A 26,840-nucleotide genomic window follows, 5' to 3' on the forward strand; every position below is an offset into this window, starting at 1 on the left:
ATGTCCGACATGCCGCAGCGTGCGCCTGTATTGTTGATAGTGGATTACAACCTGAGCCGGATCGGTGACGTTCTGCACATGCGCAATTACGCTCGCGCGCGTTGGGGTGCCGAGACGTGGCTGGTACGCAGCGATCCTCAGGATCATGACTTGGCGATCAGCGACCGGGTGATCGATGCCGATCCTCTGGCAGATGATTTCATACGCCAGGCGTTGGCACAGCTGGGTGACGACGCCGCCAGAATCAGTGCCGGGATGGTTTTTTCCGATAACGCGGTAGCCAGCGGCGCCGCGTTGCTCGAACGTCTGGGGCTGCCCGTGGATGATGCCGAACTGGCACTGGGCGCTTTTGACAAACTGGCATACCGCATCGCCGAGTACGAACAGCGCGCCCTTCTCAATCAGTCGGGCGTCATGCTTCCAGACTTCCAGGCCATCGAATGCCTCAACGATGTGCGCAACTTTGCCGTGCGTCAGGAGCGTGGTTTCGTCATCAAACCCGCGTGTGAAGGTAACAATCGCGGTGTGGTCATGGTCACGCCCGGAGGCGACTGCGAGCAGGCATTCAACGAAGTGGCGCCCTACCTGGACGGGGGTGTGCTGGCAGAGGCATTCATTACCTTCACTCGCGAATATTCCTATGACGGGCTGGGCGAACTGTGGTTCATCACTGAGAAAGTCAGCGCCACCGGGCGTTATCCGGTGGAGGTGGCGCAGATCCTGCCCGCTCGCCTCGACGAGCACGAACGTCAGGCCATTCGCCTGGCTGGCGAGCAGGTCAATCGCCTCGTCGGCCAGCGCATCGGGCCGTTTCATAACGAGATAAAACTCAGTGACAGCGACTGCCGCACCGCCGTGATCGAACCCAATCGCCGCCCCGGCGGCATGAAAATCTGGACCCTGGCGCAGGCCGTTCATGGTCTGGACCTGTATGCCGCGTGGGTTGATTCGGTGTTTGCCGCAACAATTCCGGCCGATTTGCCGCCCGCGACCTGCAGTGCCGCGACCGTCATGTTCGGCGTGCCCCATGACATGACTCTGGATGTGGCTGACCTCGGCAAGATCAACAGCATGGTCGACGAGACGCTGGCTCGAACGGCCCAAGCGCTCGACCTCGCCAGGAAAGACCTCGTGCTGCTGGAGTGTGCATGGATCGCCGGACACTCGCGCCTCATCCACGCGATTCCCAGAGACAACAGCGACTTTGTTGCGCACGCCTGCGTTGCCTTGCATGACGCCAGCGTGGACATCCGCGATCTGGTGACGGTCCTGCGCGAACAATGGCTTGAGATTCTGCAGGGTCATCTGGCCGCCGCGCAGCCACTCAAGGTCGCCTCCTGACCCCTCTCTTATTCCCTTCGAGACTCTGGCATGAAAATTCTCATCCTTCACCGTGTGCCCTATCCACGCATCGAATATCACCGCGGCATCGATCACGATCTGCATGAGGTCACGTATCTGGGCAAACAATCGGCCATCGATACGCTGCCTGCAGACTTGCGTTGCACAGCCGTAACAAGGGCCGGTCTGGGCAGCGCATTCGAGGAGACGCTGGCCTGGCTGGCGCAATATCCGCAAAAGTTCGATCGGATCATTTCCATGTCCGAATACGAACTGCTCGACGCGGCGCGCCTGCGTGAAGCGCTGAATGTCGAAGGGGCCTCGCTGCAAGCGGTCACCCTGGCGCGCAACAAGCTGGCGATGAAAGCGGCCGTTCAAGCCAGTGGGTTGCGCGTGCCGCGCTTCATGTCGCTTGAGCGTTATCTGGCATTTCAGGGCCGGGTTCCCTGGAACGGTGCGACCGTGCTCAAACCCCACAGCGGCGCGTCCAGCATGGATGTCAGCATCCACCCAGCAGCGGGCGCCTTTGATGCGATCCGGCAAACGATCAGCGACCTTTCATTGCCCATAGCGGACTTTCAGGTTGAGGAATACATCAGCGGCTCTATTCGTCATTTCGACGGACTGGTGCTGAACGGGCAAATCGTCACCCTGCTGGCCAGCGAGTACGTCGGCACCTGCCTGGATTACATGGAGCGCGGACATCCACTCGGTTCCTGGCACCTGCAGGTCAGCGCCGGGATGCAGGCCTGGGTCAGCACGGCGTTGCAGGCCGTGCAGATTCACAACGGCGCATTCCATCTGGAAGCGATCATGGATGCTGACGAACCGGTGTTCCTGGAGGTGGGTAATCGCGTCGGCGGCGCTGACGTGGTGGCGACCTATGAACTGGCCACCGGCATTCATCTGCCATCGCTGGAACTGCGTATTCATGTGGACGGCGAATTGAACACCGCGCATCTGCCCGACCACCAGCCGGATCTGGGCTACGGCTGGTTCGTTTTCCCCGGTCACACGCATTCACAGCGGTTGTATCAAGGGCTGGCCGGTGCCGAGGAATTACGCGCGAGTCCGTTCATCGTGCAATGGAACGAACTGCCGCCAGGTGCCTTGCTGCCCGAGCATGTGACCTACTCCGCGTTCGAGGCGCCACTGGCCGGTATCGTCAAGACAAGCGAACCGCAACAGACCCGAGACTGGATGCGCACGTTGTTCGACCGCGTGAGCCTCGCCCGCAACCTGACTTCCGTAGCGTGAGCCGACCTACTTCTCCACAAGGCAAATAACCATGAAACCACTGCACGTAGTGTTGGCTGTATTGATAACGGCGATCTGGGGTGTGAATTTCTCGGTGATAAAACTGGGGCTGGCGACGGTAGATCCGTTCATTCTGGCGGGTATCCGCTTCAGCCTGTGCGCCTTGCCGGCGATCTTTTTCATTCGCAAACCCGATGTCCCGTGGCGCTACATCATCGGCTACGGCCTGGTGTTCGGCATCGGACTGTGGGGCGTGGTCAACCTGGGCATCAAGGCGGGGCTGTCTGCGGGGATCGCTTCGCTGGTGCTGCAGTTCAGCGCGTTCTTCACCATCCTCCTCGGTGGCTGGGTGTTCAAGGAAGCCCTGACGCGCTTTCAGGTTCTGGGAATGTTGATCGCGCTGGCCGGCCTGCTGTGCATCATCAGCATCAGCGACGGATCGGTAAGCCTTTCCGGGGTATTGCTGGTCCTGGTAGGTGCGGCGTCGTGGAGCGTTGCCAACATCATCAACAAGAAAGCCAGCACCCGTGATGTCTTCGGTTTTCTGGTCTGGTCGAGCGCTTTCGCACCGATCCCGCTGTTTGCGCTGGATTACGCCGTCAACGGTAGCGTCGGTTACACCACACTGGTCAATCAGATCGATACCACGGCGGTCTTGTCGATCCTGTTCCAGGTCTACCCCAATACCTTGTTCGCGTACTGGATCTGGAACTCGTTGCTCAAGACCTATCCGGTTTCGACAGTGGCGCCGCTGTCGTTGCTGGTGCCGATTTTCGGCATGCTTGGCTCGGTCGTGGTATTCAACGAAAGCGTGCCACTGAACAAAGTGCTGGCGGTGGTACTGATCGTGGTCGGTCTGGCGGTCGGCCTCTATGGTCAGCGGATTTTCAATGCTATGTTCGCGCGCCCTGCGCGCACTTCACTATGAATCGACAGGGAATCGGTATGGGTCTGGGAAGACGTGATTTCATGGGCGCCACTGTAGGAGCGACCCTGATTGGAGGCAGCATGATTGCAGGGATGGCCAGTGCACAGGCGGGGCAAGCGCCCGCGCAGGATGAAACCGCGGCGACATTCGATCCGGGCGACTGGGCATCGGTGCGTGCGCAGTTCAATCTGTCGCCGCAGTTCGTGCACATTTCCAACTTTTTTCTGGCATCCAATCCCAGACCCGTGCGCGAGGCGATGGCCCGTCACCGTCAGGCATTCGATGAAAATCCCTACACTTATCTCGAAGACAACATGTTTGCCAGGCCCGAGGACATGGTCTGGCGTAAAGTCTGCGCCGCTGCGGCGGACTATACCGGTGGCCGAGCCGAAGACATCGCCCTGACCACCAGCACCACGCAGGGTCTGGCGATGGTCTACAACGGCCTCAAACTGACACCGGACCAGGAAATCCTCACCACCCATCACGAATGGTATACCCACGACGAGGCCATGCGCCTGGCGGTGCTCAAGTGGGGCGGCAGCATCCGCCGCATCGACCTCTACCAGGGTCCCGAGGATGTCAGTACCGATGCCATTGTCTCGCGCATCGAAGCCGCCATCCGGCCATCGACCCGCATCCTCGCCATGACCTGGGTGCATTCCGGCACAGGCGTGCGCTTGCCGGTCAAGGACATCGGCGCTTTGGTCACGCGCCTCAACCGGGACCGCTCAGAGGCTGACCGGATCATCTATGTGATCGATGGTGTGCACGGCTTCGGCTGTTCCGAGGCGCAAGTCGCCAGCCTGGGTTGCGACTTTTTCAGCGCCGGAACACACAAATGGATTCTTGGCCCTCATGGCACCGGGCTGGTCTGGGCTCGCGAGGGTCAGTGGCCACAGGTGATTCCGACCATACCGACCATCATGGCTGCCGAGCCCGCCAACGCCTGGCGGCAGGAGCGCGACCCGCAAGGACAGACGCAAGCGGCCTGGGTCAGTCCCGGCGGCTTCCTCGCATTTGAAAACCAGTGGGGTGTGATCGAAGCCTTCGACTTCATCAAGAAAATCGGCCGCAAGCGCATTGCCGATCGTGTCGCCGAACTCAACGGACAATTGAAAGAAGGCCTGGCGAAGCTGCCCAACGTGCACCTGCACACGCCCCGCTCCGCCGAGTTCTCCGCCGGCATCGTCTGTTGCGATGTCCAGGGCTGGACGCCGAAGGATGTGGTGGCGAAGTTGAAAACGCAGAACATCATCGCCAGTGCCACACCGTATCGGCACTCCACGGTTCGATTCTCCGCAGGGATTATCAACACCCCGCAGGACATCGAGCAAACCCTCAGGGTCATGCGCACTTTCGCCTGAACCGGCCTGGACCGAAGTCAGCCTCCAGCCAGCGGTTTTTTGCGCGGGCTGAGGCTGACCTCGGCTATTCGAATGATTGAAGCGCGCCTATCCATGGGCAGGAACAATGACATGAATAAAAACAACGAGACTCCCGGAGAACTGGCGATTTTCCTGTTCTGCTCGACCGTCTACCGGCTGTTTTCCGGGGCATTGCTGGTGTCGCTGACCTGGACCATTCTCAAACAGAGCAACGACGATTACCTGCCGTTGGCACTGGCGATCTTCTGCTCGTTCATACCCGCTTTCATCACCCCGATGATGATCAAACGCCTGTCGCGCAAGATGAATGGCCGGCAGATGAGCAGCTTGTTCATTCTGTGCCTGGCCGGTCTTGCCATGATCTCCGGGCTTTCGAGGAACTACACCGCCGGGCTGCTGATCACCAACCTCTTCGTCTGGTTGATGGTGATGTCACTGGAGGCCAGCCTGGACATGTGGTTTACCCAGCTGCAACGAGGGATGAACGAAGTCAGCGTGCGCCGCATCAGTGGCGCCACTACCGCCACCAGCCAGGCCGCATTGATGATCGGCCCGCTGCTCGCGGCGGGGCTGATGCCGATTTTGAGCGGTATCGGTTTTGCTCTGGTGCTCAGCGGCGGCTTCCTCCTGGTTGCCGGCATCTGCCATACCCGTGACAGTGTGCCGACCGTCATCGAGCCTGCCAGCACGCGAGCAGTTCCGGCCCCGCTGCCGCTGACCCTGTTTGTGCCGATGCTGCTGATCTGGCCCATCCTCGGGGCGTTCAACTTCATGCTGCCGGTTTATGTATCCAACCATGGCTGGTCATTATTGGAGCTCGGCGTACTCGACGCGGTGTTTGGCCTGGGCATGGCGCTGATCGGGGTGCTGGTGATCGTTGCCAACACCGGGCGCAATCTGCTGGCGTATCTGTTTGCCCTGATTGCGCTGGCGCTGATCGCCACCGCAATGTGGGTGCTGATGCCCGACACCCTCGTACTCAAAGCACTGAGCCTGTTGATTCTTGGGATGGCGTTCGGTGGCGCGCGGGTACACATCCGTGCTGCGATTGCCTGCCGATACAGTGAAGCCGCCGTCGGACTCTACGTCAGCAAGGCCAATGCGCTGGCGACGCCCGTGCTGTTCCTGATACTGACGCTGCAACTGGCGATTATCGAAAACGCCTGGCTGTTGCCCTTCGCATTGGTGTGTCTATCGGTGGGGCTGCTGCTCCAGACTTCAGCCACGCGTTTCGCCAGAGGGCAGGCCCCCATCGAAACCGTGGGGGCCTGACACCGGCGCGTAAGGAGGCGGTCCACCATGGACTGCCTTCGCGAGCAAGCTCGCTCCCACAGGGTTTGCGTGTGTCGTGTTATTCGGGTTAATCCGCCTTCTTCTGCTCCATTTGCACGGAGGCCTTGCTGTTGTCTTCGTCCTTGCTGGTGGCTTTGTTCGAATCGAAGCAGCCGTGCAACAGGAACATTGAGCAGAAGCCAAGGCATACACAGATTTTTTTCATGACGATCTCCTTAAAGCAGTGGTCAGGTTGCATTAAATATCAGCCCTTGCTGTGCTCCGGCGACGAAGGCCCTTCCTTGATGCCGCGCGGGCCGGCGATGCCCCACACGATCAGGCCGAGCACCGGGAACACGATCAAGCCGATCGCCCAGGCGGCTTTGACGCCGACGCTTTTGTTGCTGCGAAACACGCTGACGATCGCCCACAGGTCAACCAGCAGAATGATCACCGCCACGGCGATAGAAAAATAACTCGCTGCCTCGTTCATTTCGCGATCCTCCAATGACTGGTAAGCATTGGGCTGCGAGGCCTTTTGAGCGTTCAAAAAAATTGCGACCGCATGCCCTGTGCTGCGCTGCGCATACGCACGGGCGCCGGTTGCATCGTTTCAATGCTGACGCTTGTCGAGCATCTCATCGCCGATGTCCAGTTCCAGCTGATAGGCCATGTGTTCCTGTACCGGGAACTGCCTGCTGCGCAGATCGGGGTGATCAGCATCATCCTTCATTGACTCCACCCTCCTTCACCGCGCAAGGCGCGACGGTGGAAATCAGGCAATTGCTGCAAGGCGAATTCCGAGGCGCGGGTCTGCACTTCGCAGCGCGAGCCGGGAAACCATTGCTGCGTACTGAACAGAAAATGCCGGTCATCGAACTGAAATGCCCAGGCGAAACACACCGTACCGGCCTTGATCCCATCCATATCGTCGGGGCCAAGAATGCCGGTGGTGGCGACCGCGACGTTGGCGGTACTGTCGCGCAGCGCACCGATGGCCATTTCACTGGCGACTTCAACGCTGGTCAGATTGAAGGTCTCCATGGTCGCCGGGCGGACGTGCAACAAGCGCTGCTTGGCCTGCGGCGAATAGACGACGTAGCCGCACTCGATCAGCTCGCCGCTGCCGGGCACTGCCGACAACAGCATGACGATTTCCCCCGCCGTACAGGACTCGGCGGTGGTGATGATCAATGAATGTTGGCGCAGGTATTCAATCGTATCGTTGGCGATGGACATGGCGTGTTCTCGAAGCTTTTATTGCCGGTTGACCGTACGCTGCGCTGATCATTCCGCTGGAATTGACGCGTGTGCAGATGGTCCACGCCGAGAAAGTTTTCCGCCCCATTCGGCGCGATCACCTACCCTCATAGACTGTGTGATCCACTCGAGCCCGCCGCCGTTATGCGCTGTTCATTCAAGTCGTTGTTTTTGGCCTTGTTCCTGCTGCTGATTCCGGCCAGTGCTTCGCTGTGGGCGGCAGACCTGCCGACGCCGGCCCAATCAAGCGCGGCGCCGCTGCCGGTGATTTCGCAAAGTGATCTGCAAGCCTTGCAGCAACGGCTCGACGGGCTCAAGCAGCAGATTTCGGCGGCGAACAATTACAACCAGCTCGAAGGCCCGCAGGATCGGGTCCAGGCGTTCATTCTCGATGTCGATCGGTTGTCGGCTGCGCTGTTGCCGCAACAGGCGCAACTGGCGGTGCAACTGGGCGTTCTGGGCACCGCGCCAGACGCCGAGGTGGCCGCCGAGCAAGCCGATATCGTCGCGCAGCGGGCCGCGCTGGCGGAGCAGAAAAGCAAGGTCGATGGCACCCTGAAAAGCCTCGCGGCACTGAAACAGAACGCCGCCGATCTGATCACGCAGATTGCCGGCATCCGCCGCACATTGCTGGAAAGCGAACTGACCCTGAGTACCCGCAGCGTACTGAGTCCGCATTTCTGGGCGCCGCTGGTCAATCCGAGCGAGGACGACCGCCAGCGGCTGCGCCTGTTCGTTACACAGGTAGGTGACGTGTGGGCCACGGTCTGGGCGCCGGGCGAGCGTTTTTACACCTGCGTGCTGGTGCTGTTGGCGCTGCTGGTGTGGACGTTCGGCCGGCGTCTGGCTGAACGCGGGCTGACCTGGTTTTGCATTCATCGTGTAGCGGAGGGTCGCTTGCGCCGCAGTGCCTTGGCGTTCGCCTCGGCCGCCGCGACCTTCATCACCACCGCCATCGCCCTGAAACTGCTGTTCTACGCCTGCACCCGCCACGACGCCCTGCCGCCGGTGCTGGAAACCTTCTCCGAAGAGTTCGAAAAAGTCGTGTATGCCTGCGTGCTGATCACCGGGCTCAGCCGGGCGTTACTGTCGACCGAGCATCCGTCGTGGCGCTTGCCGGGCATTGCCGATCCGGTGGCGCTGGCCCTCAGGCCATATCCGCGAATTCTCGCCTGCTCCTTACTGGTGTTGGTAACGCTGGTGCAGGTCGGCAACGCCACGGGCATGAGCAGCCAGATCGTCATGGCCGGGCGCGGCGTGATTTCAATCGTGGTGCTGGCGATCATCGGCACCCTGCTGTTGCGCGTCGGCAAAGTGCGCAAGGCACTGGTCGCGGCCAATGACGCCTCGGCGACAAACAGCGTGTTCGCCGGGCTGATCTACAGCGTCGCCAGCGTTTCGATGTTTGTCACGGCCATTGCACTGCTTGCCGGTTACGTGTCGCTGGCGCGCTTCATCAGTTATGAACTGGTGTGGAGCTACATCGTGCTGTCGGGCTTCTACCTGCTGATTCAGTTGGTCAAGGACGCCTGCGAGCACCTGTTTTCACCGAAACACGCCAGCGGCAAGGCGCTCAAGCAGTTGCTCGGCATCAGTGATCGGCGTCTGGATCAGATTTCCATTCTGCTGTCCGGTTTCAGCCGCGCGGGACTGATGTTGATGGCGCTGATTTCGTTGTTCGTCGGCGGCATCGGCACCACGTTGGGCCAGTTGCTGACCAACATCATGTCGATCCTTGGCGGCGCCGGTTTGCGCAAGCTGAACATCGTCCCGGGGCATCTGCTCAACGCGCTGCTGGCGCTGATGATCGGCATCTGGCTGATCCGCGCATTGAGCCGCTGGCTCGACGAAGAGTTCCTGCCCAAGACCGACATGGATCCCGGGATGTGCGCGTCGCTGAGCACGCTGTTTTCCAATATCGGCTACGCCTTTGTGATTCTGCTGACGCTGTCGTCGTTGGGCGTGCAGTGGACCAACCTTGCCTGGATCGTCAGTGCGCTATCGGTGGGCATTGGCTTTGGCCTGCAGGAGATCGTCAAGAACTTCGTTTCCGGCCTGATTCTGCTCACCGAACGCCCGGTCAAGGTCGGCGACTTGATCAGCATCAGTGGCGTGGAGGGCGACATCCGCCGGATCAACGTGCGCGCCACGGAAATCCAGCTCAGCGACCGCTCGATCGTGATCGTGCCCAACTCGCAGTTGATCTCGCAGAACCTGCGCAATGTCACCCTCGGCGGCAGTGCTCAGGGCGTGGCGTCGCTGGAGCTGATGTTTCCACTGGATATCGATCCTGAGCAGGTCAAACAGCTGCTGCTCGACGCTTATCACGAAAATGAAACCATCCTCGATAAACCGGCGCCGTTCGTGCGCTTCAGCAAGTTGTCGCCGGACGGCATAACGCTCACGGTCACCGGTTACGTCGGCAGTCCGAGGATCGTCGGGCTGACCAAAAGTGATCTGTTGTTCGAAGTGCTCAAGCGCCTGGGCGCTGCGGGCATTGCGCTGGCGAAGCCGCCGGCGGCGTCTTGATCAGGTTATTCCCCACGCACCTATCAAGCTGCTTTTTCGGTCTTTATTGGCGCTTGGGCCGCAACCTTATACTCCAGCGGCTTACCCCACTTTCGATAAGGATGCTTCATGCCTCGACGTCTGTTAATGGCGACGCTTTTGCTCACGCTCGCCGGTTGCGCCAGCCCTCCTCCTGCGTCCGTCCACACGTTCGATCCCGCCAGTTCGACCCTGCAAGGCGATGCCTCACGGCCGGCGCAGGCACAGTGGATTCGCACTGAACTGTACTTTTCCGTCGGTTCGCTGGAGGGCCAGGAAGGCGCTGTCAGCCCCGCGCGCTGGCGCGAGTTTCTCGATCAGCAAGTCACGCCGCGCTTCCCTGATGGCTTCAGCGTGTTCGATGCATACGGGCAATGGCGCGACAAGGGCGCGAAGGAACCAGAGCGGCTGAGCACCAAGGTGATCGTGATCCTGCATGAGAACAGCGCAAAGCGTTCGAGTGATATCGAAGCCATCAGGTTGGCGTACAAGCGGATCACTGGCGATTTGTCGGTACTGCGGCTGTCGCAACCGGCACAGGTGTCGTTCTGAAAAGCCCCTCACCCTAGCCCTCTCCCAGAGGGAGAGGGGACTGATTGGGTGATATTCAGCATCTGCACCGACCTGAAAAGACTTCAGTGAATCCACAATCGACCCGGTCCTTCAGGTCGATGGATGACGCAAGAAACCTCGGTCGGCCCCCTCTCCCTTTGGGAGAGGGCTGGGGTGAGGGGCGGGGTTTGACGCCGATTTCAGGCTGGAGCCCCAAACCGGCGGCATCAGAAACCATAAGTGACCCGGGCGTAGTAATACGCGCCGTTGGTACCGATGGGTGACAGCACGTCGTACGGCAGGTTGCCGCCATAATTGATCGCTGAGCCCGAGCGCTCAGGGTAGTTATCGGTGAGGTTGTTGCCGCCCACAGCGAGGTTGAATGTCGGGGTGAATTTGTATGCCACCTCCGCATCCAGCTGCCACACCGCGCCGTAAGTCTGCTCGGGTTGCGAATCACCGAAATCGAACACGCGGGTGGTCTCGCCCTGGCGGGTCAGGCGTCCGAGCAGGCCCCAGTGTTCGCTTGCCCAGTTGGCGGAAAACACGACGCGATCCTTCGGCGCGGCATCGGTCAGGGTGTTGGTCTCCTCGACGCCAACCAGAGCATCATTGCCGATGCCCAGTGCGGTCAGTTGCGACGGCGTGCCCTTGGTGCTGGTGACTTTGGTGTGGTTGTAGGTATACGCGGTGGTCAGGCCGAGTTGCCCTTCATACAGCGGCTGGTGATAGTTGAGCACCAGTTCGGCGCCATCGGTGCGGGTGTCGGCGGCGTTGGTGAAGAAGTTGACGTCGTGGACGCCGGCCACGCCAAAGTTGTCGTCGATGTAACTTTCAAGCGCATCGTTGCCGATCCGCTGCGACAGGGTGATGCGGTCTTTGACGTCGATGCGGAACACGTCCAGCGACGCGTCGAAGCGTTCGTTCAACTGGAAAGTCAGACCGAGGCTGAAGTTCTTCGAGGTTTCCGGATCAAGCTTCTCTGCGCCGAGGGCGCGGGCGATCGGGTCGTTGACCGAGAGCACGCGGATGTCCGTCAGCGTACCGCCATCGCCGAAGTTGCTGGTGGTGTGCTGGAAGCCACTTTGCGCCAGCGAAGGTGCGCGGAAGTTGTTCGACACTGCGCCACGCAAGGCCCACTGTTGCGTCAGTTTGTAGCGGCCACTGAGCTTGCCGGTCAATTTGCTGCCGGCGTCATCGTAATGTTCCCAGCGTGTGGCAGCGTCGATGAAGAAGCGCTCGGTGAGATCGCCGGACAATTCGGCATAGGTGCCGAACACGTTGCGATCCAGATCCGACTCTTCGCTCGGGCGCAGACCGTTGGCACCATCCGCGCCGGCACCGACATAGGATGCTGCATCACCCGCGTAGGTCAGGTAGTTTTCGTAGCGGTATTCGCCACCGACTGCCAAGACGAACGAGCGCTCGCCAAGACGCAACTCACGGCTGAAATCGAGGTTGCCAGTAGTCTGGCGCAGTTCGTAGTCGCCGGTATCGAACCTGGTCGGCGAGTCCTCGCCAAGGCTGACGTTGAGGGTGCGCCGGGTCGAGCCTTCGAAGCGGTTGCGGCCATGGGTGACACTGCTGTCGAAGTCCCATTCTTCCCCGATCAAGCCCTTGAAGCCGGCGGTGGCAGAGATGTCCTTGTTGTCGCCCAACGACTGCGGCAGGTAACCGTTGGGGTAGAACTGCGGTTGCTCGTACGGGTAGCGATAGAACGCGGCGCCCGTGGTGTGGCGCTGGTTGTAGGTACCGAAGCTGTAGAGCTTGCCAGCGGCCAGCGGCAGTTCTCCGTTGAACCAGGCGTTGACGTCGCGCGCGAGGCCGTCGCCCATCACATAGTTGCGCTGTCCCGGGGTATCGGCGAAGCCATCGAAGCCGGCCCGGTTGGTCGGGTTGCGATTCTTGTATTCCGTGCCGCCGCGAATGAAACCGCCCTCCTCCCCCAGGCGTGTGCCGATCTTGGCCGTGGTCACGCTGTTCTGGCCGTCGGTGGTGGTTTTGTCGATCGCGTCCTGACGGGTGTGATAAGCGCCGTAACTGGTCGAGACTTCGCCGCCTTCGGGGGCGTCGTCGAGGATGATGTTGATCACCCCGGCGATCGCATCGGAGCCGTACTGCGCACCGGCACCGTCACGCAGTACCTCGATGCGCTTGATCGCGCTGAGCGGAATCGAGTTGAAATCCACTGGCGCAGTACCACGACCGATTTTCGACGAATCGTTGACCACCGCCGAGGTATGCCGACGCTTGCCGTTGACCAGCACAAGCACCTGATCGGGGCTCATGCCTCGCAGTTGCGCGGCGCGCACGTGGTCAGCACCGCCCGAGTTGGACTGACGCGGCAGGCTGAAGGACGGCAGCAGCGTCTGCAATGCCGCCCCCAGTTCACCGCCCGCAGCGCCGGCGGACTTGAGATCTTCGGCGGTCAGCACGTCCACCGGCACCGGCGAATCCAGCACCGTACGCGATGTACCGCGGGTACCGGTGACCAGCACGGTTCCGAGGCGGGATTCATCTTCGGCAGAAGTCTCTTCAGCTTGAGCAGGAAGTTGCCAGATCGCTGTCACAACAGCAGCGGCCAGTAATGAACGGGAACGGTAATGCATGTATCAGCTCCTTGAATTGCAGTTAATACCTGGCCGTTTGCCGACACTAAAAGAACGGCAATGAATGCGTAGTAATGGCTGCTGTAGTTTGGGTTTTATTACATCGGTTAATTATCTAAACACCAGTCTCTGATTGCAGATGTCCGTGTAGGAGTGAGCCTGCTCGCGATAGCGGTCTAGCATCGGACAATGATGTCGACAGATATAACGCTATCCCCAGCAGGCGAAGGCCCACATGTCGATCTGTGTTGGATAATGCTTAATCGAACTCCTTTTCCAGCCAGGCATCTTCGGCGATATCCAGTTCTCCACCACTGAAACGCTGTTCGGCAAACGGGTCAGCATGTAAATGAAAGCCGTTTTGTTCCCAAAAACCCGGTTGTTCCTGCGCTACAAATTCAAGGCCGCGTAACCATTTCGCGCTTTTCCAGAAGTATCGTCCCGCTATTACCAGCCGCAGTGGCCAGCCATGTTGCGCAGTCAGCGGTTGGCCGGCGTAATGGGTGGCCAGCAAACTTTGCGGGTGCAATAAATCGGCCAGTAACAAGTTGGTCTGGTAATCGGGGTCGGCATGGGCCATGACATACGACGACGTCGGCTGGATATCGAAAGCCTGCAACAAATCCTGCAGGTGTACTCCGCCCCACTCGGTATCGAACTTCGACCAACGCGTCACGCAATGGATATCGCAGCGCAAGACCCGTTGCGGCAGCGCCTGCAAATCGGCGTAACGCAATTCGATTGGCCGGTCGAGCGTGCCGAACAGACGTAATGACCAGTCGCCCGTATCGTATTCGGGCACCGCACCTTCATGCAGAATCGGAAAGCGCTCCGTCAGCACCTGCCCCGGCGGCAGGCGATTACCGGACGCCGGATCCACTTTCGGAGAACGGCTTTTGCGTAAGCGTGAAGCCTTGGTGTGCATCTTCACTCCTTGTCCGAAGGTCACCCATCCCTGTGGGAGCGAGCAGGCTCGCTGCCACCAGAACAATGTGGCGGCGATGTTCTAATTCACGACCGGAATCCACGACGCCCGCGCCACATTCGCGGTATCGCCGAACGCCGGGAGCTTTTGCGCCAGATCACGGACATTTTTCACGTCCAGATCCAGCAACTGCTGGCGGGTGATCAGCGTCGGAGGCACGAGTACCTGGTGACCCGGATCCTCACCGGCGATCAGCATCGCCAGGCTGCGTACGCTGATCGCCCCGGCGACCTGCGGATTGACCGCTGCCGTCGCCGCCCAGGCGCTGCCCGGTTCTTTCATGATCTGGATGTCGGCAGTGGAAATGTCGGCACTGTAGATCTTCACTCGACTGGCCAGCCCGGCTTCATCGACGGCGATTTTCGCGCCCTTGGCGAACTCGTCGAACGGCGCAAAGATCACGCTGATGTCTGGATTGGCGCGCAGTACGGCGCTGGCCTGATCCGCCACGGAGTTGGCAATCGGCGGATTCAACGTACCGAACCGCGCCTTTTCCACGATGCCCGGATTGGCTTTTTTGACCTGACTCCAGATCTCGTCGCGCCGCTCCATCGGTGTAAAGCCGCTGATGTAGACATAACCGGCGTCGAAGCGCGTGCCGTTGTCCTTGACCGCCTGATCCAGCGCCAGGCGTGCCAGTGCATGGTGATCCTGTTCGACTTGAGTCACCTGCGGTGTGTCCAGGTCGACATCGAACGCAACAACCTTGATGCCCTTGGCAATGGCTCGCTCGATGGGTGCTTTGAGGGTCTCCGCCAACCCGAGCTGGACGATGATCCCGTCGACGCCCAGCGCCGTCGCCTGATCGATCATCTCGCCCTGACTCGCCGCCTGCTGCCGCGCATCGAACACCCGCAGACTGGCGCCCAGCGCTGCGCTCTGCTGCTCCACCCCACGCAGATAGGCCTCAGGAAAATCCCCGGAAAACAGATAACCCACCAGCGCGATCTGCACCTGGCCCTGGTCGAACGGCGCCGGTGCGCCGGGCAGGGCTTTGGCCTGTGCGCTCAATGTCACCGCCGAAAACACAGCGACGGCAAAGCAACGGCGGACGAATGGGGTGATTGAACCGTGCATACAACTTCCTTGGCTGAAAGCGGCTCATCGCACCCGATGCGCGAGGCCGAAAGTGAACATCAGGGCCAGCACCAGCACCAGGCCCTTGACGAAGTCCTGCGCGTAATACGGCGCGTTGAGCATGGTCAGGCCATTCAGCAGCGAGGCCACCAGCAGCGCACCGACCAGGGTGCCAAAAGCGTTCGGCTTCTTCGCGCCGAGCACGGCAAAACCAATCAATGCGGCGCCCAGCGCATCGAGCACCAGGCCATTGCCTGAGCTGACATCGCCACGCCCGAGCCGCGCCGCGAGTAACAGACCGCCAAGCGCAGCCAGCAACGCTGAGAGCACGTACGCCAGCAGTTTGAACCGCTGCACCGGCGCACCCGCCAGTCGCGCCGCCTGCTCGTTGCCGCCGATGGCGTAGAACAGCCGACCGATGCGCGTGCGCTCGAGAAACAGCCAGACGGCCAGTGCGACCAGCGCGCTGATCAACACCGGAATCGGCACCACCTCCCACAAACGTCCGCGTCCCAAGGCGAGAAACCCGGCACTGAAGCTGCCCTCGGCTTCCGCACCGTTGGGAAGTGTCATGCCCACGGCAATCGAACGCCCCCCAGTGGGAATCAGTTGCACGCCGATCACCAGAAACATGCTGCCCAGCGTCGCCAGAATGTCCGGCACCCGCAGTCTGACGATCAGCCAGCCGTTGAGCAGTCCGACCAGCGCACCGCCCGCCAGGCTGATCAGCACTGCCGGCAGCGCACCCCAGCCGAGCACCACCATGACGTAACTGGCAATCATCAAACTCATGGCGGCCACTGCGCCGATCGACAGATCCAGTCCGCCGACGGCCATGGTCAACGTCACACCCAATGCCAGCAGCGCAACGATCGATACCGATTGCAGAATGCTGAACAGATTGCCAACCCGTAGAAACGCTGGCTCCGCGACACTGAAAACCACCACGATCAGCGCGAGCAGCCACAACAGGCCATAGCGGATCAGTGCTTGTAAAAAGCGCTCGGCGGGTGCCGGCGCGTGCGCGAGCAGTGAATGTGGATCAGGCACTGACGGTGCTCCTTGGCGCGGTTTGAGGGGAATGTTGACGGATCCCGGAGCCGGCCAATGCGGCGACCAGGGTGGCGCGATCCAGAGCCGCTCGCGAGTATTCGGCAACCACCGTGTGATCACGCACGAGCAGGACGCGATCAGCGATTTCCAGCGCTTCATCGACATCGGCGCAAATCACCAGCGTCGCCCTGCCCTGGGGGCTGTCGCGCAGCAGTTGGCCGATCTCGCGGCGAGCGCGCACGTCGACGCCTTGAAACGGCTCATCGAGAATCAATACCCTGCCCTCGCCCATCAGCCAGCGACCGAGGATGACTTTCTGCTGGTTGCCACCGGACAGCGCCGCCATCGGCACGTCGATGCCGACGGTATTGATGCCCAACGCTGCGACCTGCGCTTGCACCGCGGCCGCTTCGGCGCGATTGCGGATGAAACCGGCGCGAGTGAAGCGTTCGAGAAATGGCAGGGTCAGCGTGCGCCGCAAGGAAAAATCCGCCACCAGCGATTGATTGGCACGGTCTTCGGCTGCGTAAAACACGCCGCTGCGAATGGACTCGCGGAGCGAGCGCGGCAGCCACTCGGCACCATTGAGCTTGACCCTGCCCGCAGCCGGTTTGCGCAGGCCGAATAACACCTCGGCGATCTCGCTTTTACCGGCACCCAGCAATCCGCTCAGTACCACCACTTCGTTTTCGCGCAGGGTCAGATCGAAGGGTTGCGACTGCGGGAGGATTTTCATCCCGTGCACTTCCAGCACCGCGCGCCCCGGCAGACGCGGGGTGTAGCGATGCGCAGCCAGCGCCTGACCGAGCATGGTGTGCACCGCTGCGGGCAACTGCTGCGCAGTGAACTCACCGGCCAGTCGCCCGTCACGCAAGACAATGGCGCGATCGGCGACCCGCTGCAGGTCTGAAAGACGATGGGAGATGTACACGATCGCCACGCCTCGACTACGCAAGGTGTCGATCAACCCGAACAATCGCTGCGCTTCTGCATCCGACAACGCCGCCGTCGGTTCATCGAGAATCAGCAGGCGCGGCTGTAACGCAAAGGCCCGCGCCAATACTACAAGTTGCCGTTCCGCCTGGCCGAGTTGCTCGACGGGTTGCTCCAGCGGCAATGTCAGCCCGAGGCCTGCAGCAATGTTCCCGGCGCGGGTCAGCAGACGCTGACGATTGAGCCAGAAGTCCGTCTCTGGCCTGCACAGTTCATCGAGCAGCAGGTTCTCCGCCACGCTCAAGCCCGGCGCAATGCCTTCGTTGATCTGCTGATGCACCGCAACGATGCCGACACGTCGCGCCGACAGCGGTGAACTGAACTGTCGCCGTTCACCTTCGACGAGGATTTCGCCGCTGTCCGCTGGCTGACTGCCGGCGAGTATTTTCACCAGCGTCGACTTGCCCGCACCGTTGGCACCGAGCAAGGCGACCACTTCGCCTGGATGGATATCGAGGCTGACTCGATCCAGCGCGCGCTGCGCGCCAAAACGCTTGCTCAATTCCCGCAGGCGAATCAGCGGTTCACGGAGCATGGCGACCGGCTCACTCCTGTGTTTGCTCATCGCCGATGCGCCAGCGAACGCACCCATCGATCACCGAGGCTTTGCACGCCCTGGACCAGAATCACCAGCACCACCACCGTCGCCACCATCACCTCGTTGTTGAAGCGCTGGTAGCCATAACGAATGGCCAGATCGCCCAGCCCGCCGCCACCGATCACCCCGGCCATGGAGGAAAAGCCGATCAGCATCACCAGCGTCAAGGTGATGCCGGCGAGCAAGGCCGGCAACGCTTCGGGCAGCAGCACTTTGAAAATCACGTCGCGAATATTGCCGCCCATGGCGAGGATGGCTTCGATGCGCCCGCCGTCGACTTCATCCAGCGCGTTCTCGACGATACGTGCAAAAAACGGAAAGGCACCAATGGTGATCGGCACCACGGCCGCGGTGCTGCCCAGGGTCGTGCCGACCACCAACCGGGTCAGCGGGATCAAGGCAATCAGCAGCACCACAAATGGCAACGAACGACCAAGGTTGACCAGACCGCTCACCGCCGCATTGAAACGCGGCAGCGGCATCAACCCGTGGCGACGGCTGATGAACAGCAGCACGCCCAGCGGCAAGCCGATCAGCAAGGTGAACAGCCCGGCGAGCAAGACCATGTAGACCGTTTCGCCCGTGGCGGTGAGTAGCAATTGAAGGATTTCATCCCAGTTGATCGAGCGGTTCATGACTGGGCCGCCCGCACGCCGTATTGCCTGAGAAAGCTCAGCCCGGGCGCATCGTGACCCAGCGGCAAGCCACAGGTCGGGCGTAGCGATTGACCGAGAGACGATTGCGTATCCGCCAGCAGGCGCGGCACCGGCCCGGCTTCGACGATGCGCCCGTTGGCCATGTAGGCGGCGTGGTCGCAGATCGCTTTGACCACCTCCAACTCGTGGGTGATCAGCACGATGGTCACGCCCAACTGGCGGTTGATGTCGCGCAGCAGTTGAAGAATCGACTCGGTGGTTTGCGGATCGAGGGCGCTGGTGGCTTCATCCGAGAGCAGATAGGCCGGGTCCGCTGCCAAGGCGCGGGCGATACCGACGCGCTGCTTCTGGCCGCCGGATAATTGCGAGGGAAACGCTTGCGCCTTGTCGCTCAGGCCGACCAGTTCCAGCAGCTCGCGAACCCGCACATGGCGCCACGGTTTGCCGACCTTGGCGATCTCCAGCGGCACCGCGATGTTGTCGAATACCGTGCGCGAATGCAGCAGGTTGAAACCCTGAAATATCATGCCGATGCGCTGGCGTTGCTGGCGCAGTTCACTATCGGACAGCGTCAGCAGATCCACGCCATCCAGCACAACCCGCCCGCTGTCCGGGCGTTCGAGCAGATTGAGGCAGCGCAGCAACGTCGATTTGCCTGCGCCGCTGCGTCCGAGAATGCCGTACACCGCGCCGTCGGGGATATTCAGCGACACCTGATCCAGCGCCGGTGCCGAGGCCGACGGGTAGGTTTTGCTCAACTGCTCGACGGCGATCATGGCTTGCCGCCCGCCACCGGAATCACCGAACCGGCAAAGTGCTCGGTGATGTATTTGGCGACCTGCGGCGAGGTCAGGTCTTTGGCCAGTTGCACGATGCGTGGATCGTTCTGCAGCTTGGGCGTGGTCACCAGAATATTGGCGTAGGGATTGTGCTCCGCCTTCTCCAACCCCAGCGCATCCCTGGCCGGCACCAGCCCGGCGTCGAGCGCGTAGTTGCCGTTGATCACGGCGAGGTCAACATCGTCGAGCGAGCGCGGCAGTTGCGGCGATTCGATTTCGAGGATTTTCAGCTGTTTCGGGTTCTCGGCAATGTCCTTGGGCGAGGCCTGGTCGGCGGCGGGGTCGCTGAAACCGGGCTTGAGCCTGATCAATCCGTTGTCCTGCAACAGGTACAGGGCGCGACTGAGATTGGTGACGTTGTTGGGAACGGCGACCGTGCCTTTCTCCGGCACGTCAGCGAAGTTTTTATGCCGCCGAGAGTAAATGCCCAGCGGTTCGATATGCACCGTAGCGGCCACCGCCAGTTTTTCGCCAAGGGCCAGTTCCTGGGATTTCAGATACGGCAGATGCTGGAAATAATTGGCGTCGACATCGCCGTGCACCAGCAACTCGTTGGAGTTCACGCCGTTGGGAATTTCGATGATGTCGAGCTTGAGCTGCGGATCGATTTTCTGGATGTAGGCGAGAATCTGCGCATGGGGCACCGGGTCCACGGCAACCCGCAACGGTTCCAGCGCATGAGCGCCCCATGACGTCATCAGCGCGCCGAGCACGGTCAGGGTCAAACTTGCTTTTTTAATCATGAGCGCAGTCCTTGATCGAGGGGTGCATCAGGCAGTTTTGCGAACCGCCGCGGGAGGCAGCAGCGCGTCGGCGTAGAACTTTTGCGCAACATCCGGATGTGAGCGCAGACGGCCCTTGAGGTAGTTCCAGCCGACATCGCGAAACAGCGGATTGAGCGGATCGCTGGCCGGCCCCCGCGCCTCGCGAAGCAGCGCGGTGGGCAGCGGATACAGCGGCACCACGGCGTCGAGTTGCGCACCGAGAAAGAAGGCGATGGACAGGCGCTCGCTGCCCTCGGGCGGACTGACTACGCGATGCACAGTGGCGCGCAGATATCCGTTGCTGGCCAGCTCAAGCAATTCGCCGATGTTTACCACCAGGGTGTTCTCACGGGGCAGCGCGTCGATCCAGCGCCCCTCTTCGATTTCGACTTGCAGACCGGCCTGCTGGTCTTGCAGGAGAAAACTGAGAAAGCCGGAATCTTTGTGCGCTCCGACACCTTGCTGGCTGGCGTCGGCGGCCTGGCCGGGGTAGCGCATCAGCTTCACGTGTTCGTTGGGCTTGTCACCGTAGAGCTGGTCGAACGCATCGGCGCGCAATGACAACGCCTGAGCAAATGCGCGCAACAGACGCAGGGACATGCGGGTCATCGCCTGCTGCCATTCGAGGAGCAACGGCTTGAGTTCGGGCAACCCTGCCGGCCATTGGTTGGGGCCTTGCAGACGAGCCCAATATGGACTCTCGGCAGTCACCGGGAGGGCTTCGCGCTCGGCGCCCAGATCGAACTGCTCGCGCAAATCGGGCTGGCCTCGGGTGATCTCGGAAGCGGCGCGGTTGTAACCGCGAAAGTGCGGCGAATTGAGCATGCCGACGGCGTGTTTTTCACTGTCGGGCAAGGCAAAGAATTGCCGGGCGAGCGCCTGTACCTGCTTGAGCAAACTACTGTCGATGCCGTGGCCGGTGAGATAGAAAAAACCCACGTCACGCGCGGCATGGCGCAGGCTTTCAAGAAATTCGTAGCGCTGTTGCGCTGTGCCTTCGAACAGGGACAGGTCGAGGGTTGGCAATGTGCTGATGTCGAGGGTATGCGGCATGATTCACTCCCGTGTGAACCAAACCTGATGAGCCTTTGATCGATTCAGCGTGTGCCGTCATGGCAATCGGGGGTCAATCGGTTTGATGCGTTGATTCGTCGAGAGACAAAACTAAACGATCTTAAAAAAACCGATCCAATATCTTTTTCGCATTACCTTAGTTCTTCAGTGATTGGCCCTGTTCATCGTGAGTCGCCGTGCTGCCACGAGGTGTCAGCTCGAACGGCAGGATGACATGCCTCTCTGGCAGCGGCTGTTTTTCGATCAGGGCGATCAGCATCTCGACGGCTTTCTCACCGAAGGATTCGGCCGGTTGCGAAATAGTGGTCAGCGGCGGATCGCAGTAGGCAGCCATGGGAATGTCGTCGAAGCCCACCAGGGAAATGTCCTCAGGCACACGCAATCCCGCTTGGCGGATGCGCTTGAGCGCACCGATGGCCATTTCATCGTTTTCACAGAACAGCGCCGTGGGTCGCTCAGCCATTGCGAGCATTTTTTCCGCGCCTGCGAAGCCGGCCTCGAGGGTGAAGTTGCCATGGCAGATCAGTGCCTCGTCGAAGGCGATATCGGCTTCGCGCAATGCCGCTTCGTAGCCAGCCAGGCGATCTCGGGTCAGCGGGCTGTTCTTCGAGCCCTTGATCAGGCCGATGCGTCGGTGTCCCAATGCAATCAGGTGATCGGTCATGGCTTTGGCAGCGGCGACGTTGTCCAGGCTGATGGTCGGATAACGCCCGGCCTTGATCACTTCGCAAGCGTTGACGATGGGCGGCAGATCGGCGTCGGCCGGGGCGTTTTCGAACGGGTCGTAGGCGCGCAACTGGATCACGCCGTCGGCCTGATAGGCGTAGACCAGCTCGGCGAATTGCCGCTCCAGTTCTTCCCTGCCCTGGGTGTCGCAGAGCAGCAAGCGATAACCGGCCGCCTGCGCCGCTTGCTGCGCGCCGCTGATCACCCGGGCGAAAAAGGTGTTGGCGATGGTCGGCACCAGAATCACCAGATTGCCGGTGCGCCGCGAACGGAACTGCACGGCCATCAGATTCGGCCGGTAGCCGGCCTGCTCCACGGCGGCCATGACGCGCTCACGGGTTGGCGCGAGGACGCGCTCGGGCGATTTCAACGTACGAGACACCGTCGCCACGGAAACGCCGGCCAGCCGAGCCACTTCGCGAATATTGGACAAAACCACCTCGTTGTTCATGTCGATCAGGCGCGGAGCTTACCGCAGGCGACGAGGGATCGAAACGCTGTCGATCATCCGCGGGCATTTGACACTCGGCTAATTCACGCCTAGATTTCGCCCACGATGTAACCGGTTACATCACTCATCAGAATTGCACCCAGCAACCGAGACGACTGCCATGTACGCTGCCGCAAAAAAAATAAGAATGGGTTTTGTCGGAGGCGGTGAAGGTTCCTTCATCGCCCGCGCCCACCGGCAAGCCGCCGGCCTCGATGGACGCTTCGAACTGGTCTGCGGCGCGTTCAGCCGCGATTCCGAGAACAATCAGCGCACCGCGGCCGCGCTGGGTCTGGCCACCGAGCGCTGTTACGACGATTGGCAAACCCTGCTCGCCCGCGAGGCCGCCCTGCCTGCCGAGCAGCGCATGCAACTGCTGATCATCGTTACGCCCAATCATCTGCACGCATCGATTGCCCGTGAGGCATTGAGCGCCGGTTTTCATGTGTTCAGCGAGAAACCCGCGGCGCTGAACCTGGCCGAGGTGCAGGCGCTGCATTCGGTGGTCGTTAACAGTCAGCGCATTTATGGCCTTGCGCACACTTACTTGGGTTACGCGATGGTCTGGCAGGCCCGCGAGATGGTCGCCAGCGGCGTGCTCGGGCACGTGCGCAAAGTCATCGTCGAGTATCCGCAAGGCTGGCTCAGCACCGACATTGCCGGGCAAGGCAACAAACAGGCCGGCTGGCGCGACGACCCGGCGCAATCCGGGATCGGCGGCTGCATCGGCGATATCGGCACCCATGCGTTTTCCCTCGCAGAGTTCGTCGCCGGGCAATCGATCCAGTTCATCAGCGCAATGCTCGGTGCGCATGTCGTGGGCCGGCAACTGGATGACGATGTGGCGATGTTGTTCAAGATGAACGACGGCGCCAGCGGTGTATTGCTTGCCAGCCAGGTGTGCGCGGGTGAAGAGAACCCGCTGAAGATTCGCGTCTACGGGGACAAGGGTGGGCTTGAATGGCGTCAGGAGGAGCCGGCCAGTCTGATTCATCGACCGTTGAACGAGCCGATGCGCGTTCTGCGATCCGGGGTCGGTCAGCCGTGGTTGTGCGCCGCCGCAAACCAGCGCATGCGCCTGCCCGCCGGGCATCCCGAGGGTTATCTGGAAGCCATGGCCAATCTGTACGGCGACCTCGCCGAGGCGATTCTCCAGGACACCCACGGTCATCAAGCTCCGGGCGTGCCGGGCATCGAGATCGGCTTGCGCGGCATGGCGTTTATCGACACGGCGATCGCCAATCACCTTGGCACCGAGAAGTGGAGCGAGATCCCCGGCCAATTGACAGGAGCCAGCCAAAATGAACAGTGATCAGCAGAACGCGACAGGCCTGAAAGGTCCGGGGATTTTCCTTGCGCAATTCATCGCCGACGAGGCGCCATTCGACTCGCTCGCCAACATCGCCGAATGGGCAGCCTCACAAGGCTACAAAGCTATTCAGTTACCGACCCTCGGCACCCGCTTCATCGATCTGCAGCGCGCGGCGCATAGCCAGGAATATTGCGACGAACTCCTCGCCGTCTGCGCCCGCGCCGGTGTAGTCATCAGCGAGTTGTCGACGCACCTGCAAGGCCAACTGGTCGCGGTACATCCGGCGTTCGACAGCCTGTTCGACGACTTCGCCCCGCCCGCGCTGCGCGGCAAACCGCGCGAGCGCACCGAGTGGGCCATTGAGCAGTTGAAACTTGCTGCCCGCGCCAGCCAGCGTCTGGGCCTTACCGCTCACGCCACCTTTTCCGGCGCCCTGCTCTGGCCGTACGTCTATCCGTGGCCGCAACGTCCTGCCGGGCTCGTGGAGCAAGGCTTTGCCGAGCTGGGCAAGCGCTGGTTGCCGATTCTCGACTGCTTCGAGGAGGCTGGCGTTGATCTGTGCTACGAAATCCATCCTGGCGAAGACCTCCATGACGGCGCGTCGTTCGAGCAGTTTCTCGAAGCGGTGAATCATCACCCTCGCGCGGCAATCCTCTATGACCCGAGTCATCTACTCCTGCAGCAAATGGATTACCTCGGCTTCATTGATCGCTACCACCAACGCATCCGCATGTTTCACGTCAAGGATGCCGAGTTCCGCCCCGATGCGCGCTCCGGCGTCTATGGCGGTTATCAGGGCTGGGTCGACCGTCCGGGGCGCTTCCGCTCGCTGGGCGACGGCCAGATCGATTTCAAATCGATCTTCAGCAAATTGTGCCAATACGACTTCAACGGCTGGGCAGTGCTGGAATGGGAATGCTGCCTCAAAGACTCGGCACAGGGTGCGGCCGAAGGCGCGGCGTTCATCGAGCGGCACATGATCCGCAAGACCACCAAAGCCTTTGACGATTTCGCCGGGGTCAGCGCCGATGCTGCTTCCAACCGACACCTGCTCGGTCTGGCTGACGACTGATTTCATCCGCGTTACCGACATAAAAAAAATACGGTGATCTGAAATGAACGTAATGAATGCGCGACTCAGCGTGATGATGTTTTTGCAGTTTTTTATCTGGGGTGGCTGGTTCGTCACCCTCGGCACCTTTCTGGCGACAACGCTCGCTGCCAGCGGTGGCCAGATCGGCATGGCCTTCGCCACGCAATCCTGGGGCGCGATTCTGGCGCCATTTGTCATCGGCCTGATTGCCGATCGATTCTTCAATGCCGAGCGCATTCTGGCGGTGCTGCATCTGCTCGGCGCGGTATTGCTTTATCAGCTTTATCGCGCGGCGGATTTCAGTGGGTTTTATCCCTATGTGCTCGCTTACATGATGGTCTACATGCCGACGCTGGCACTGGTTAACGCCGTAGCGTTCCGGCAGATCAAAGACCCGGCGCTGGAGTTCTCGCGCATTCGCGTGTGGGGCACGGTGGGCTGGATTGTCGCCGGCGTGGTGATCAGCTTCGTGTTCGCCTGGGACTCGCAACAAAGCATCGCGGCGGGTGGCTTGCGCAATACGTTTCTGATGTCCGCTGTGGCGTCGCTGCTGTTGGGGCTTTACAGCTTCAGCCTGCCGAACACTGCGCCGCTGAAAACTGCAGCAGGGGCATCTAGCCTGAAACAGATGCTCGGCGTCGATGCGTTGGCATTGCTCAAGGATCGCAGCTATCTGGTGTTCTTCCTCGCCTCGATCCTGATCTGCATTCCGCTGGCTTTCTATTACCAGAATGCCAACCCGTTTCTGGCTGAGATTGGCGTGACCAACCCGACGGCGAAGATGGCCATCGGTCAGGTCTCGGAAGTGCTGTTCATGCTGCTGTTACCGCTATTCATTCATCGTTTCGGCATCAAGATCGCCCTGCTGGTGGGCATGGCTGCCTGGGCGCTGCGGTACGTGCTGTTTGCCTTCGGCAATAACGATGATCAGGCGTTCATGCTGCTGATCGGTACTGCCCTGCACGGTGTCTGCTATGACTTCTTCTTCGTTTCCGGACAGATCTACACCGATGCCAAGGCACCGGAACGCTTCCGCAGTTCGGCGCAAGGGCTGATCACCTTGGCCACGTACGGATTGGGCATGTTGATCGGGTTCTGGATTGCAGGGCGGATCACTGACCACTTCACTTCAAGTGCGGGTCATGACTGGACAAGTATCTGGCTGTTTCCCGCCGGTTTTTCTGTGGCGGTGCTGCTGTGTTTCTGGGCGACATTCAGGGGCCGCGATCGCGACAAGGCTGTGCTGCCGACGGCGGTTTGACTGAGGGTGGTGGTGCTTGAGTAATACGAATGCCGCCAGTAGTTGAGGCGGCATTCGCTGTCGACGCTCATTGTTGCGCTCAAGCAGTGCGGCGTTCGAGCAAGCGATCGGCACCGCCTTCAGCGACCCGATTGCCTTGCAGATGATCGGAACCGTCAGAGGCTACTGCGTCGCTGAACAGTGGATCGGTTTCGGTAGCAGCTACGGCGTCGCTGAACAACGGGTCAGTTTCGGTGGCCGCAACGGCGTCGCTGAACAGACGGTCGGTTTGAGTAGCGGCGACCGCGTCGCTGAACAGCGGGTCGGTTTCAGTGGCGGCGAAGGCATTCAGTGCAAAAACCGAGAAAGCGATACCGAGGATAGTCTGGCGTTTCATGATGATGTGCTCCGAGGTGCAGTGGTTGGGTATGGAGCCGATCTTACGCCGCGCCACGGATATGAGAACTTCATTGACTTAATGGTTGTTATTGACGCGATCAATGATTAAAGAAAGGAAGGCCATTGTTTACCCACCCGACAAGCTGCTGCTTACGTGTTCAAGCGAAACGCCCTACAACGTCGATAGCGCAAGACTGACAAATCGTATTTCTGACAGCTTTACGCAAGCAAAAAAAGACCCGAATCGATCAAAACCGAAACGGGTCTTTCCCCACTCAGACGACCCTTATTTCAGGTCGTCAAAGTGGTCTCGCAGGAACTCGTAAAAGCGCAAGGCTTTCAACAATCTCCATACAAGGCTCAGCGTACGCAGCAAAAGCTTCATAC

At 60.6% G+C, this 26,840-nt stretch carries 24 protein-coding genes; 10 read left to right on the forward strand and 14 right to left on the reverse strand.

Going from position 1 to position 26,840, the window contains the following annotated elements:
- The first annotated feature begins 9 nt into the window (after window positions 1-9).
- The 5 genes from DCO47_RS03400 to DCO47_RS03420 all read left to right on the forward strand — a co-directional run bounded on the left by DCO47_RS03400 (window position 10) and on the right by DCO47_RS03420 (window position 6,186).
- On the forward strand, window positions 10-1,341 hold the full coding sequence (locus DCO47_RS03400) for an acetyl-CoA carboxylase biotin carboxylase subunit family protein (RefSeq protein WP_116657442.1): 1,332 nt from the start codon (window positions 10-12) through the stop codon (window positions 1,339-1,341).
- Window positions 1,342-1,371: 30 nt separating this feature from the next.
- Window positions 1,372-2,598 (forward strand): acetyl-CoA carboxylase biotin carboxylase subunit family protein, encoded by a 1,227-nt coding sequence (locus DCO47_RS03405; protein ID WP_116657443.1) that lies wholly within the window; start codon window positions 1,372-1,374, stop codon window positions 2,596-2,598.
- Window positions 2,599-2,629: 31 nt separating this feature from the next.
- Window positions 2,630-3,526, forward strand: a complete 897-nt coding sequence (locus DCO47_RS03410) for an EamA family transporter (protein ID WP_064361950.1) — start codon at window positions 2,630-2,632, stop codon at window positions 3,524-3,526.
- 17 nt (window positions 3,527-3,543) lie between these two features.
- Window positions 3,544-4,893, forward strand: coding sequence for an aminotransferase class V-fold PLP-dependent enzyme (locus tag DCO47_RS03415; RefSeq protein WP_256590077.1), 1,350 nt, complete (start codon window positions 3,544-3,546; stop codon window positions 4,891-4,893).
- A 111-nt stretch (window positions 4,894-5,004) separates the two neighbouring features.
- Complete coding sequence (locus DCO47_RS03420) at window positions 5,005-6,186, forward strand: MFS transporter (RefSeq protein ID WP_116657445.1); 1,182 nt, start codon at window positions 5,005-5,007, stop codon at window positions 6,184-6,186.
- A gap of 88 nt (window positions 6,187-6,274) precedes the next feature.
- Here DCO47_RS03420 and DCO47_RS26985 read toward each other — a convergent pair whose 3' ends face one another.
- The 3 genes from DCO47_RS26985 to DCO47_RS03430 all read right to left on the reverse strand — a co-directional run bounded on the left by DCO47_RS26985 (window position 6,275) and on the right by DCO47_RS03430 (window position 7,425).
- Window positions 6,275-6,412 carry a hypothetical protein gene (locus DCO47_RS26985; RefSeq protein WP_165839178.1) on the reverse strand — a complete coding sequence of 46 codons (138 nt, stop codon included), beginning with the start codon at window positions 6,410-6,412 and terminating at the stop codon, window positions 6,275-6,277.
- 39 nt (window positions 6,413-6,451) lie between these two features.
- Window positions 6,452-6,679 (reverse strand): PLD nuclease N-terminal domain-containing protein, encoded by a 228-nt coding sequence (locus DCO47_RS03425; protein WP_042609610.1) that lies wholly within the window; start codon window positions 6,677-6,679, stop codon window positions 6,452-6,454.
- Window positions 6,680-6,915: 236 nt separating this feature from the next.
- Window positions 6,916-7,425, reverse strand: coding sequence for a CinA family protein (locus DCO47_RS03430; protein WP_042609609.1), 510 nt, complete (start codon window positions 7,423-7,425; stop codon window positions 6,916-6,918).
- A 165-nt stretch (window positions 7,426-7,590) separates the two neighbouring features.
- Here DCO47_RS03430 and DCO47_RS03435 point away from each other — a divergent pair, with 165 nt between their 5' ends.
- Together DCO47_RS03435 and DCO47_RS03440 are read left to right on the forward strand one after the other, a co-directional pair.
- Entirely contained in the window at window positions 7,591-9,975 is a 2,385-nt protein-coding gene (locus tag DCO47_RS03435; RefSeq protein WP_116657446.1) for a DUF3772 domain-containing protein, read from the forward strand.
- 108 nt (window positions 9,976-10,083) lie between these two features.
- Window positions 10,084-10,545 carry a DUF3574 domain-containing protein gene (locus DCO47_RS03440; protein ID WP_116657447.1) on the forward strand — a complete coding sequence of 154 codons (462 nt, stop codon included), beginning with the start codon at window positions 10,084-10,086 and terminating at the stop codon, window positions 10,543-10,545.
- A 227-nt stretch (window positions 10,546-10,772) separates the two neighbouring features.
- Here the strand turns inward: DCO47_RS03440 and DCO47_RS03445 are convergent, their stop codons facing one another.
- The 10 genes from DCO47_RS03445 to DCO47_RS03490 form a co-directional block, all read right to left on the reverse strand.
- Complete coding sequence (locus DCO47_RS03445) at window positions 10,773-13,154, reverse strand: TonB-dependent siderophore receptor (protein ID WP_116657448.1); 2,382 nt, start codon at window positions 13,152-13,154, stop codon at window positions 10,773-10,775.
- Between the two features lie 259 nt (window positions 13,155-13,413).
- Window positions 13,414-14,079, reverse strand: a complete 666-nt coding sequence (locus DCO47_RS03450) for a sulfite oxidase-like oxidoreductase (protein ID WP_042609605.1) — start codon at window positions 14,077-14,079, stop codon at window positions 13,414-13,416.
- A gap of 81 nt (window positions 14,080-14,160) precedes the next feature.
- Complete coding sequence (locus DCO47_RS03455; protein WP_116657449.1) at window positions 14,161-15,216, reverse strand: substrate-binding domain-containing protein; 1,056 nt, start codon at window positions 15,214-15,216, stop codon at window positions 14,161-14,163.
- Window positions 15,217-15,240: 24 nt separating this feature from the next.
- Window positions 15,241-16,266, reverse strand: coding sequence for an ABC transporter permease (locus DCO47_RS03460; RefSeq protein ID WP_064361958.1), 1,026 nt, complete (start codon window positions 16,264-16,266; stop codon window positions 15,241-15,243).
- Window positions 16,259-17,827 (reverse strand): sugar ABC transporter ATP-binding protein, encoded by a 1,569-nt coding sequence (locus DCO47_RS03465; protein WP_116657450.1) that lies wholly within the window; start codon window positions 17,825-17,827, stop codon window positions 16,259-16,261. The genes DCO47_RS03460 and DCO47_RS03465 overlap by 8 nt, the downstream gene beginning before the upstream one ends.
- The gene (locus tag DCO47_RS03470; protein ID WP_116657451.1) at window positions 17,824-18,495 is read right to left on the reverse strand and encodes a methionine ABC transporter permease; all 672 of its coding nucleotides are present in this window, start codon (window positions 18,493-18,495) and stop codon (window positions 17,824-17,826) included. The genes DCO47_RS03465 and DCO47_RS03470 overlap by 4 nt, the downstream gene beginning before the upstream one ends.
- Window positions 18,492-19,292 carry a methionine ABC transporter ATP-binding protein gene (locus DCO47_RS03475; protein WP_116657452.1) on the reverse strand — a complete coding sequence of 267 codons (801 nt, stop codon included), beginning with the start codon at window positions 19,290-19,292 and terminating at the stop codon, window positions 18,492-18,494. Before DCO47_RS03475 ends, DCO47_RS03470 begins: the two co-directional genes overlap by 4 nt.
- Entirely contained in the window at window positions 19,289-20,098 is an 810-nt protein-coding gene (locus tag DCO47_RS03480; protein WP_116657453.1) for a MetQ/NlpA family ABC transporter substrate-binding protein, read from the reverse strand. Before DCO47_RS03480 ends, DCO47_RS03475 begins: the two co-directional genes overlap by 4 nt.
- Before the next feature lie 27 nt (window positions 20,099-20,125).
- Entirely contained in the window at window positions 20,126-21,172 is a 1,047-nt protein-coding gene (locus DCO47_RS03485; protein ID WP_065617051.1) for an isopenicillin N synthase family oxygenase, read from the reverse strand.
- 157 nt (window positions 21,173-21,329) lie between these two features.
- Window positions 21,330-22,352, reverse strand: coding sequence for a LacI family DNA-binding transcriptional regulator (locus DCO47_RS03490; RefSeq protein ID WP_116657467.1), 1,023 nt, complete (start codon window positions 22,350-22,352; stop codon window positions 21,330-21,332).
- Between the two features lie 178 nt (window positions 22,353-22,530).
- Here DCO47_RS03490 and DCO47_RS03495 point away from each other — a divergent pair, with 178 nt between their 5' ends.
- The 3 genes from DCO47_RS03495 to DCO47_RS03505 are packed head-to-tail and all read left to right on the forward strand — an operon-like array spanning window position 22,531 to window position 26,075.
- Window positions 22,531-23,721: a Gfo/Idh/MocA family protein gene (locus DCO47_RS03495; RefSeq protein WP_116657454.1), complete on the forward strand. Its 1,191-nt coding sequence runs from the start codon at window positions 22,531-22,533 to the stop codon at window positions 23,719-23,721.
- Window positions 23,711-24,793, forward strand: coding sequence for a sugar phosphate isomerase/epimerase (locus DCO47_RS03500; RefSeq protein ID WP_116657455.1), 1,083 nt, complete (start codon window positions 23,711-23,713; stop codon window positions 24,791-24,793). Before DCO47_RS03495 ends, DCO47_RS03500 begins: the two co-directional genes overlap by 11 nt.
- Before the next feature lie 43 nt (window positions 24,794-24,836).
- Window positions 24,837-26,075 carry a nucleoside permease gene (locus DCO47_RS03505; protein WP_116657456.1) on the forward strand — a complete coding sequence of 413 codons (1,239 nt, stop codon included), beginning with the start codon at window positions 24,837-24,839 and terminating at the stop codon, window positions 26,073-26,075.
- Window positions 26,076-26,154: 79 nt separating this feature from the next.
- On the opposite strand, the gene DCO47_RS03510 is transcribed toward DCO47_RS03505, so the two are convergent.
- Complete coding sequence (locus DCO47_RS03510) at window positions 26,155-26,451, reverse strand: hypothetical protein (RefSeq protein WP_042609596.1); 297 nt, start codon at window positions 26,449-26,451, stop codon at window positions 26,155-26,157.
- Window positions 26,452-26,840 lie beyond the last annotated feature (389 nt).

This window comes from Pseudomonas sp. NDM, assembly GCF_003105095.1.
Taxonomy (GTDB): Bacteria; Pseudomonadota; Gammaproteobacteria; order Pseudomonadales; family Pseudomonadaceae; genus Aquipseudomonas; species Aquipseudomonas moraviensis_A.

What these genes read in the sequence shown, in the direction of transcription:
- DCO47_RS03400 (WP_116657442.1), top strand. Translation starts at nt 10, where the DNA reads ATGCCGCAGCGTGCGCCTGTATTGTTGATAGTGGATTACAACCTGAGC.
- DCO47_RS03405 (WP_116657443.1), top strand. Translation starts at nt 1,372, where the DNA reads ATGAAAATTCTCATCCTTCACCGTGTGCCCTATCCACGCATCGAATAT.
- DCO47_RS03410 (WP_064361950.1), top strand. Translation starts at nt 2,630, where the DNA reads ATGAAACCACTGCACGTAGTGTTGGCTGTATTGATAACGGCGATCTGG.
- DCO47_RS03415 (WP_256590077.1), top strand. Translation starts at nt 3,544, where the DNA reads ATGGGTCTGGGAAGACGTGATTTCATGGGCGCCACTGTAGGAGCGACC.
- DCO47_RS03420 (WP_116657445.1), top strand. Translation starts at nt 5,005, where the DNA reads ATGAATAAAAACAACGAGACTCCCGGAGAACTGGCGATTTTCCTGTTC.
- DCO47_RS26985 (WP_165839178.1), bottom strand. Translation starts at nt 6,412, where the DNA reads ATGAAAAAAATCTGTGTATGCCTTGGCTTCTGCTCAATGTTCCTGTTG.
- DCO47_RS03425 (WP_042609610.1), bottom strand. Translation starts at nt 6,679, where the DNA reads ATGAACGAGGCAGCGAGTTATTTTTCTATCGCCGTGGCGGTGATCATT.
- DCO47_RS03430 (WP_042609609.1), bottom strand. Translation starts at nt 7,425, where the DNA reads ATGTCCATCGCCAACGATACGATTGAATACCTGCGCCAACATTCATTG.
- DCO47_RS03435 (WP_116657446.1), top strand. Translation starts at nt 7,591, where the DNA reads ATGCGCTGTTCATTCAAGTCGTTGTTTTTGGCCTTGTTCCTGCTGCTG.
- DCO47_RS03440 (WP_116657447.1), top strand. Translation starts at nt 10,084, where the DNA reads ATGCCTCGACGTCTGTTAATGGCGACGCTTTTGCTCACGCTCGCCGGT.
- DCO47_RS03445 (WP_116657448.1), bottom strand. Translation starts at nt 13,154, where the DNA reads ATGCATTACCGTTCCCGTTCATTACTGGCCGCTGCTGTTGTGACAGCG.
- DCO47_RS03450 (WP_042609605.1), bottom strand. Translation starts at nt 14,079, where the DNA reads ATGCACACCAAGGCTTCACGCTTACGCAAAAGCCGTTCTCCGAAAGTG.
- DCO47_RS03455 (WP_116657449.1), bottom strand. Translation starts at nt 15,216, where the DNA reads ATGCACGGTTCAATCACCCCATTCGTCCGCCGTTGCTTTGCCGTCGCT.
- DCO47_RS03465 (WP_116657450.1), bottom strand. Translation starts at nt 17,827, where the DNA reads ATGAGCAAACACAGGAGTGAGCCGGTCGCCATGCTCCGTGAACCGCTG.
- DCO47_RS03470 (WP_116657451.1), bottom strand. Translation starts at nt 18,495, where the DNA reads ATGAACCGCTCGATCAACTGGGATGAAATCCTTCAATTGCTACTCACC.
- DCO47_RS03475 (WP_116657452.1), bottom strand. Translation starts at nt 19,292, where the DNA reads ATGATCGCCGTCGAGCAGTTGAGCAAAACCTACCCGTCGGCCTCGGCA.
- DCO47_RS03480 (WP_116657453.1), bottom strand. Translation starts at nt 20,098, where the DNA reads ATGATTAAAAAAGCAAGTTTGACCCTGACCGTGCTCGGCGCGCTGATG.
- DCO47_RS03485 (WP_065617051.1), bottom strand. Translation starts at nt 21,172, where the DNA reads ATGCCGCATACCCTCGACATCAGCACATTGCCAACCCTCGACCTGTCC.
- DCO47_RS03495 (WP_116657454.1), top strand. Translation starts at nt 22,531, where the DNA reads ATGTACGCTGCCGCAAAAAAAATAAGAATGGGTTTTGTCGGAGGCGGT.
- DCO47_RS03500 (WP_116657455.1), top strand. Translation starts at nt 23,711, where the DNA reads ATGAACAGTGATCAGCAGAACGCGACAGGCCTGAAAGGTCCGGGGATT.
- DCO47_RS03505 (WP_116657456.1), top strand. Translation starts at nt 24,837, where the DNA reads ATGAACGTAATGAATGCGCGACTCAGCGTGATGATGTTTTTGCAGTTT.
- DCO47_RS03510 (WP_042609596.1), bottom strand. Translation starts at nt 26,451, where the DNA reads ATGAAACGCCAGACTATCCTCGGTATCGCTTTCTCGGTTTTTGCACTG.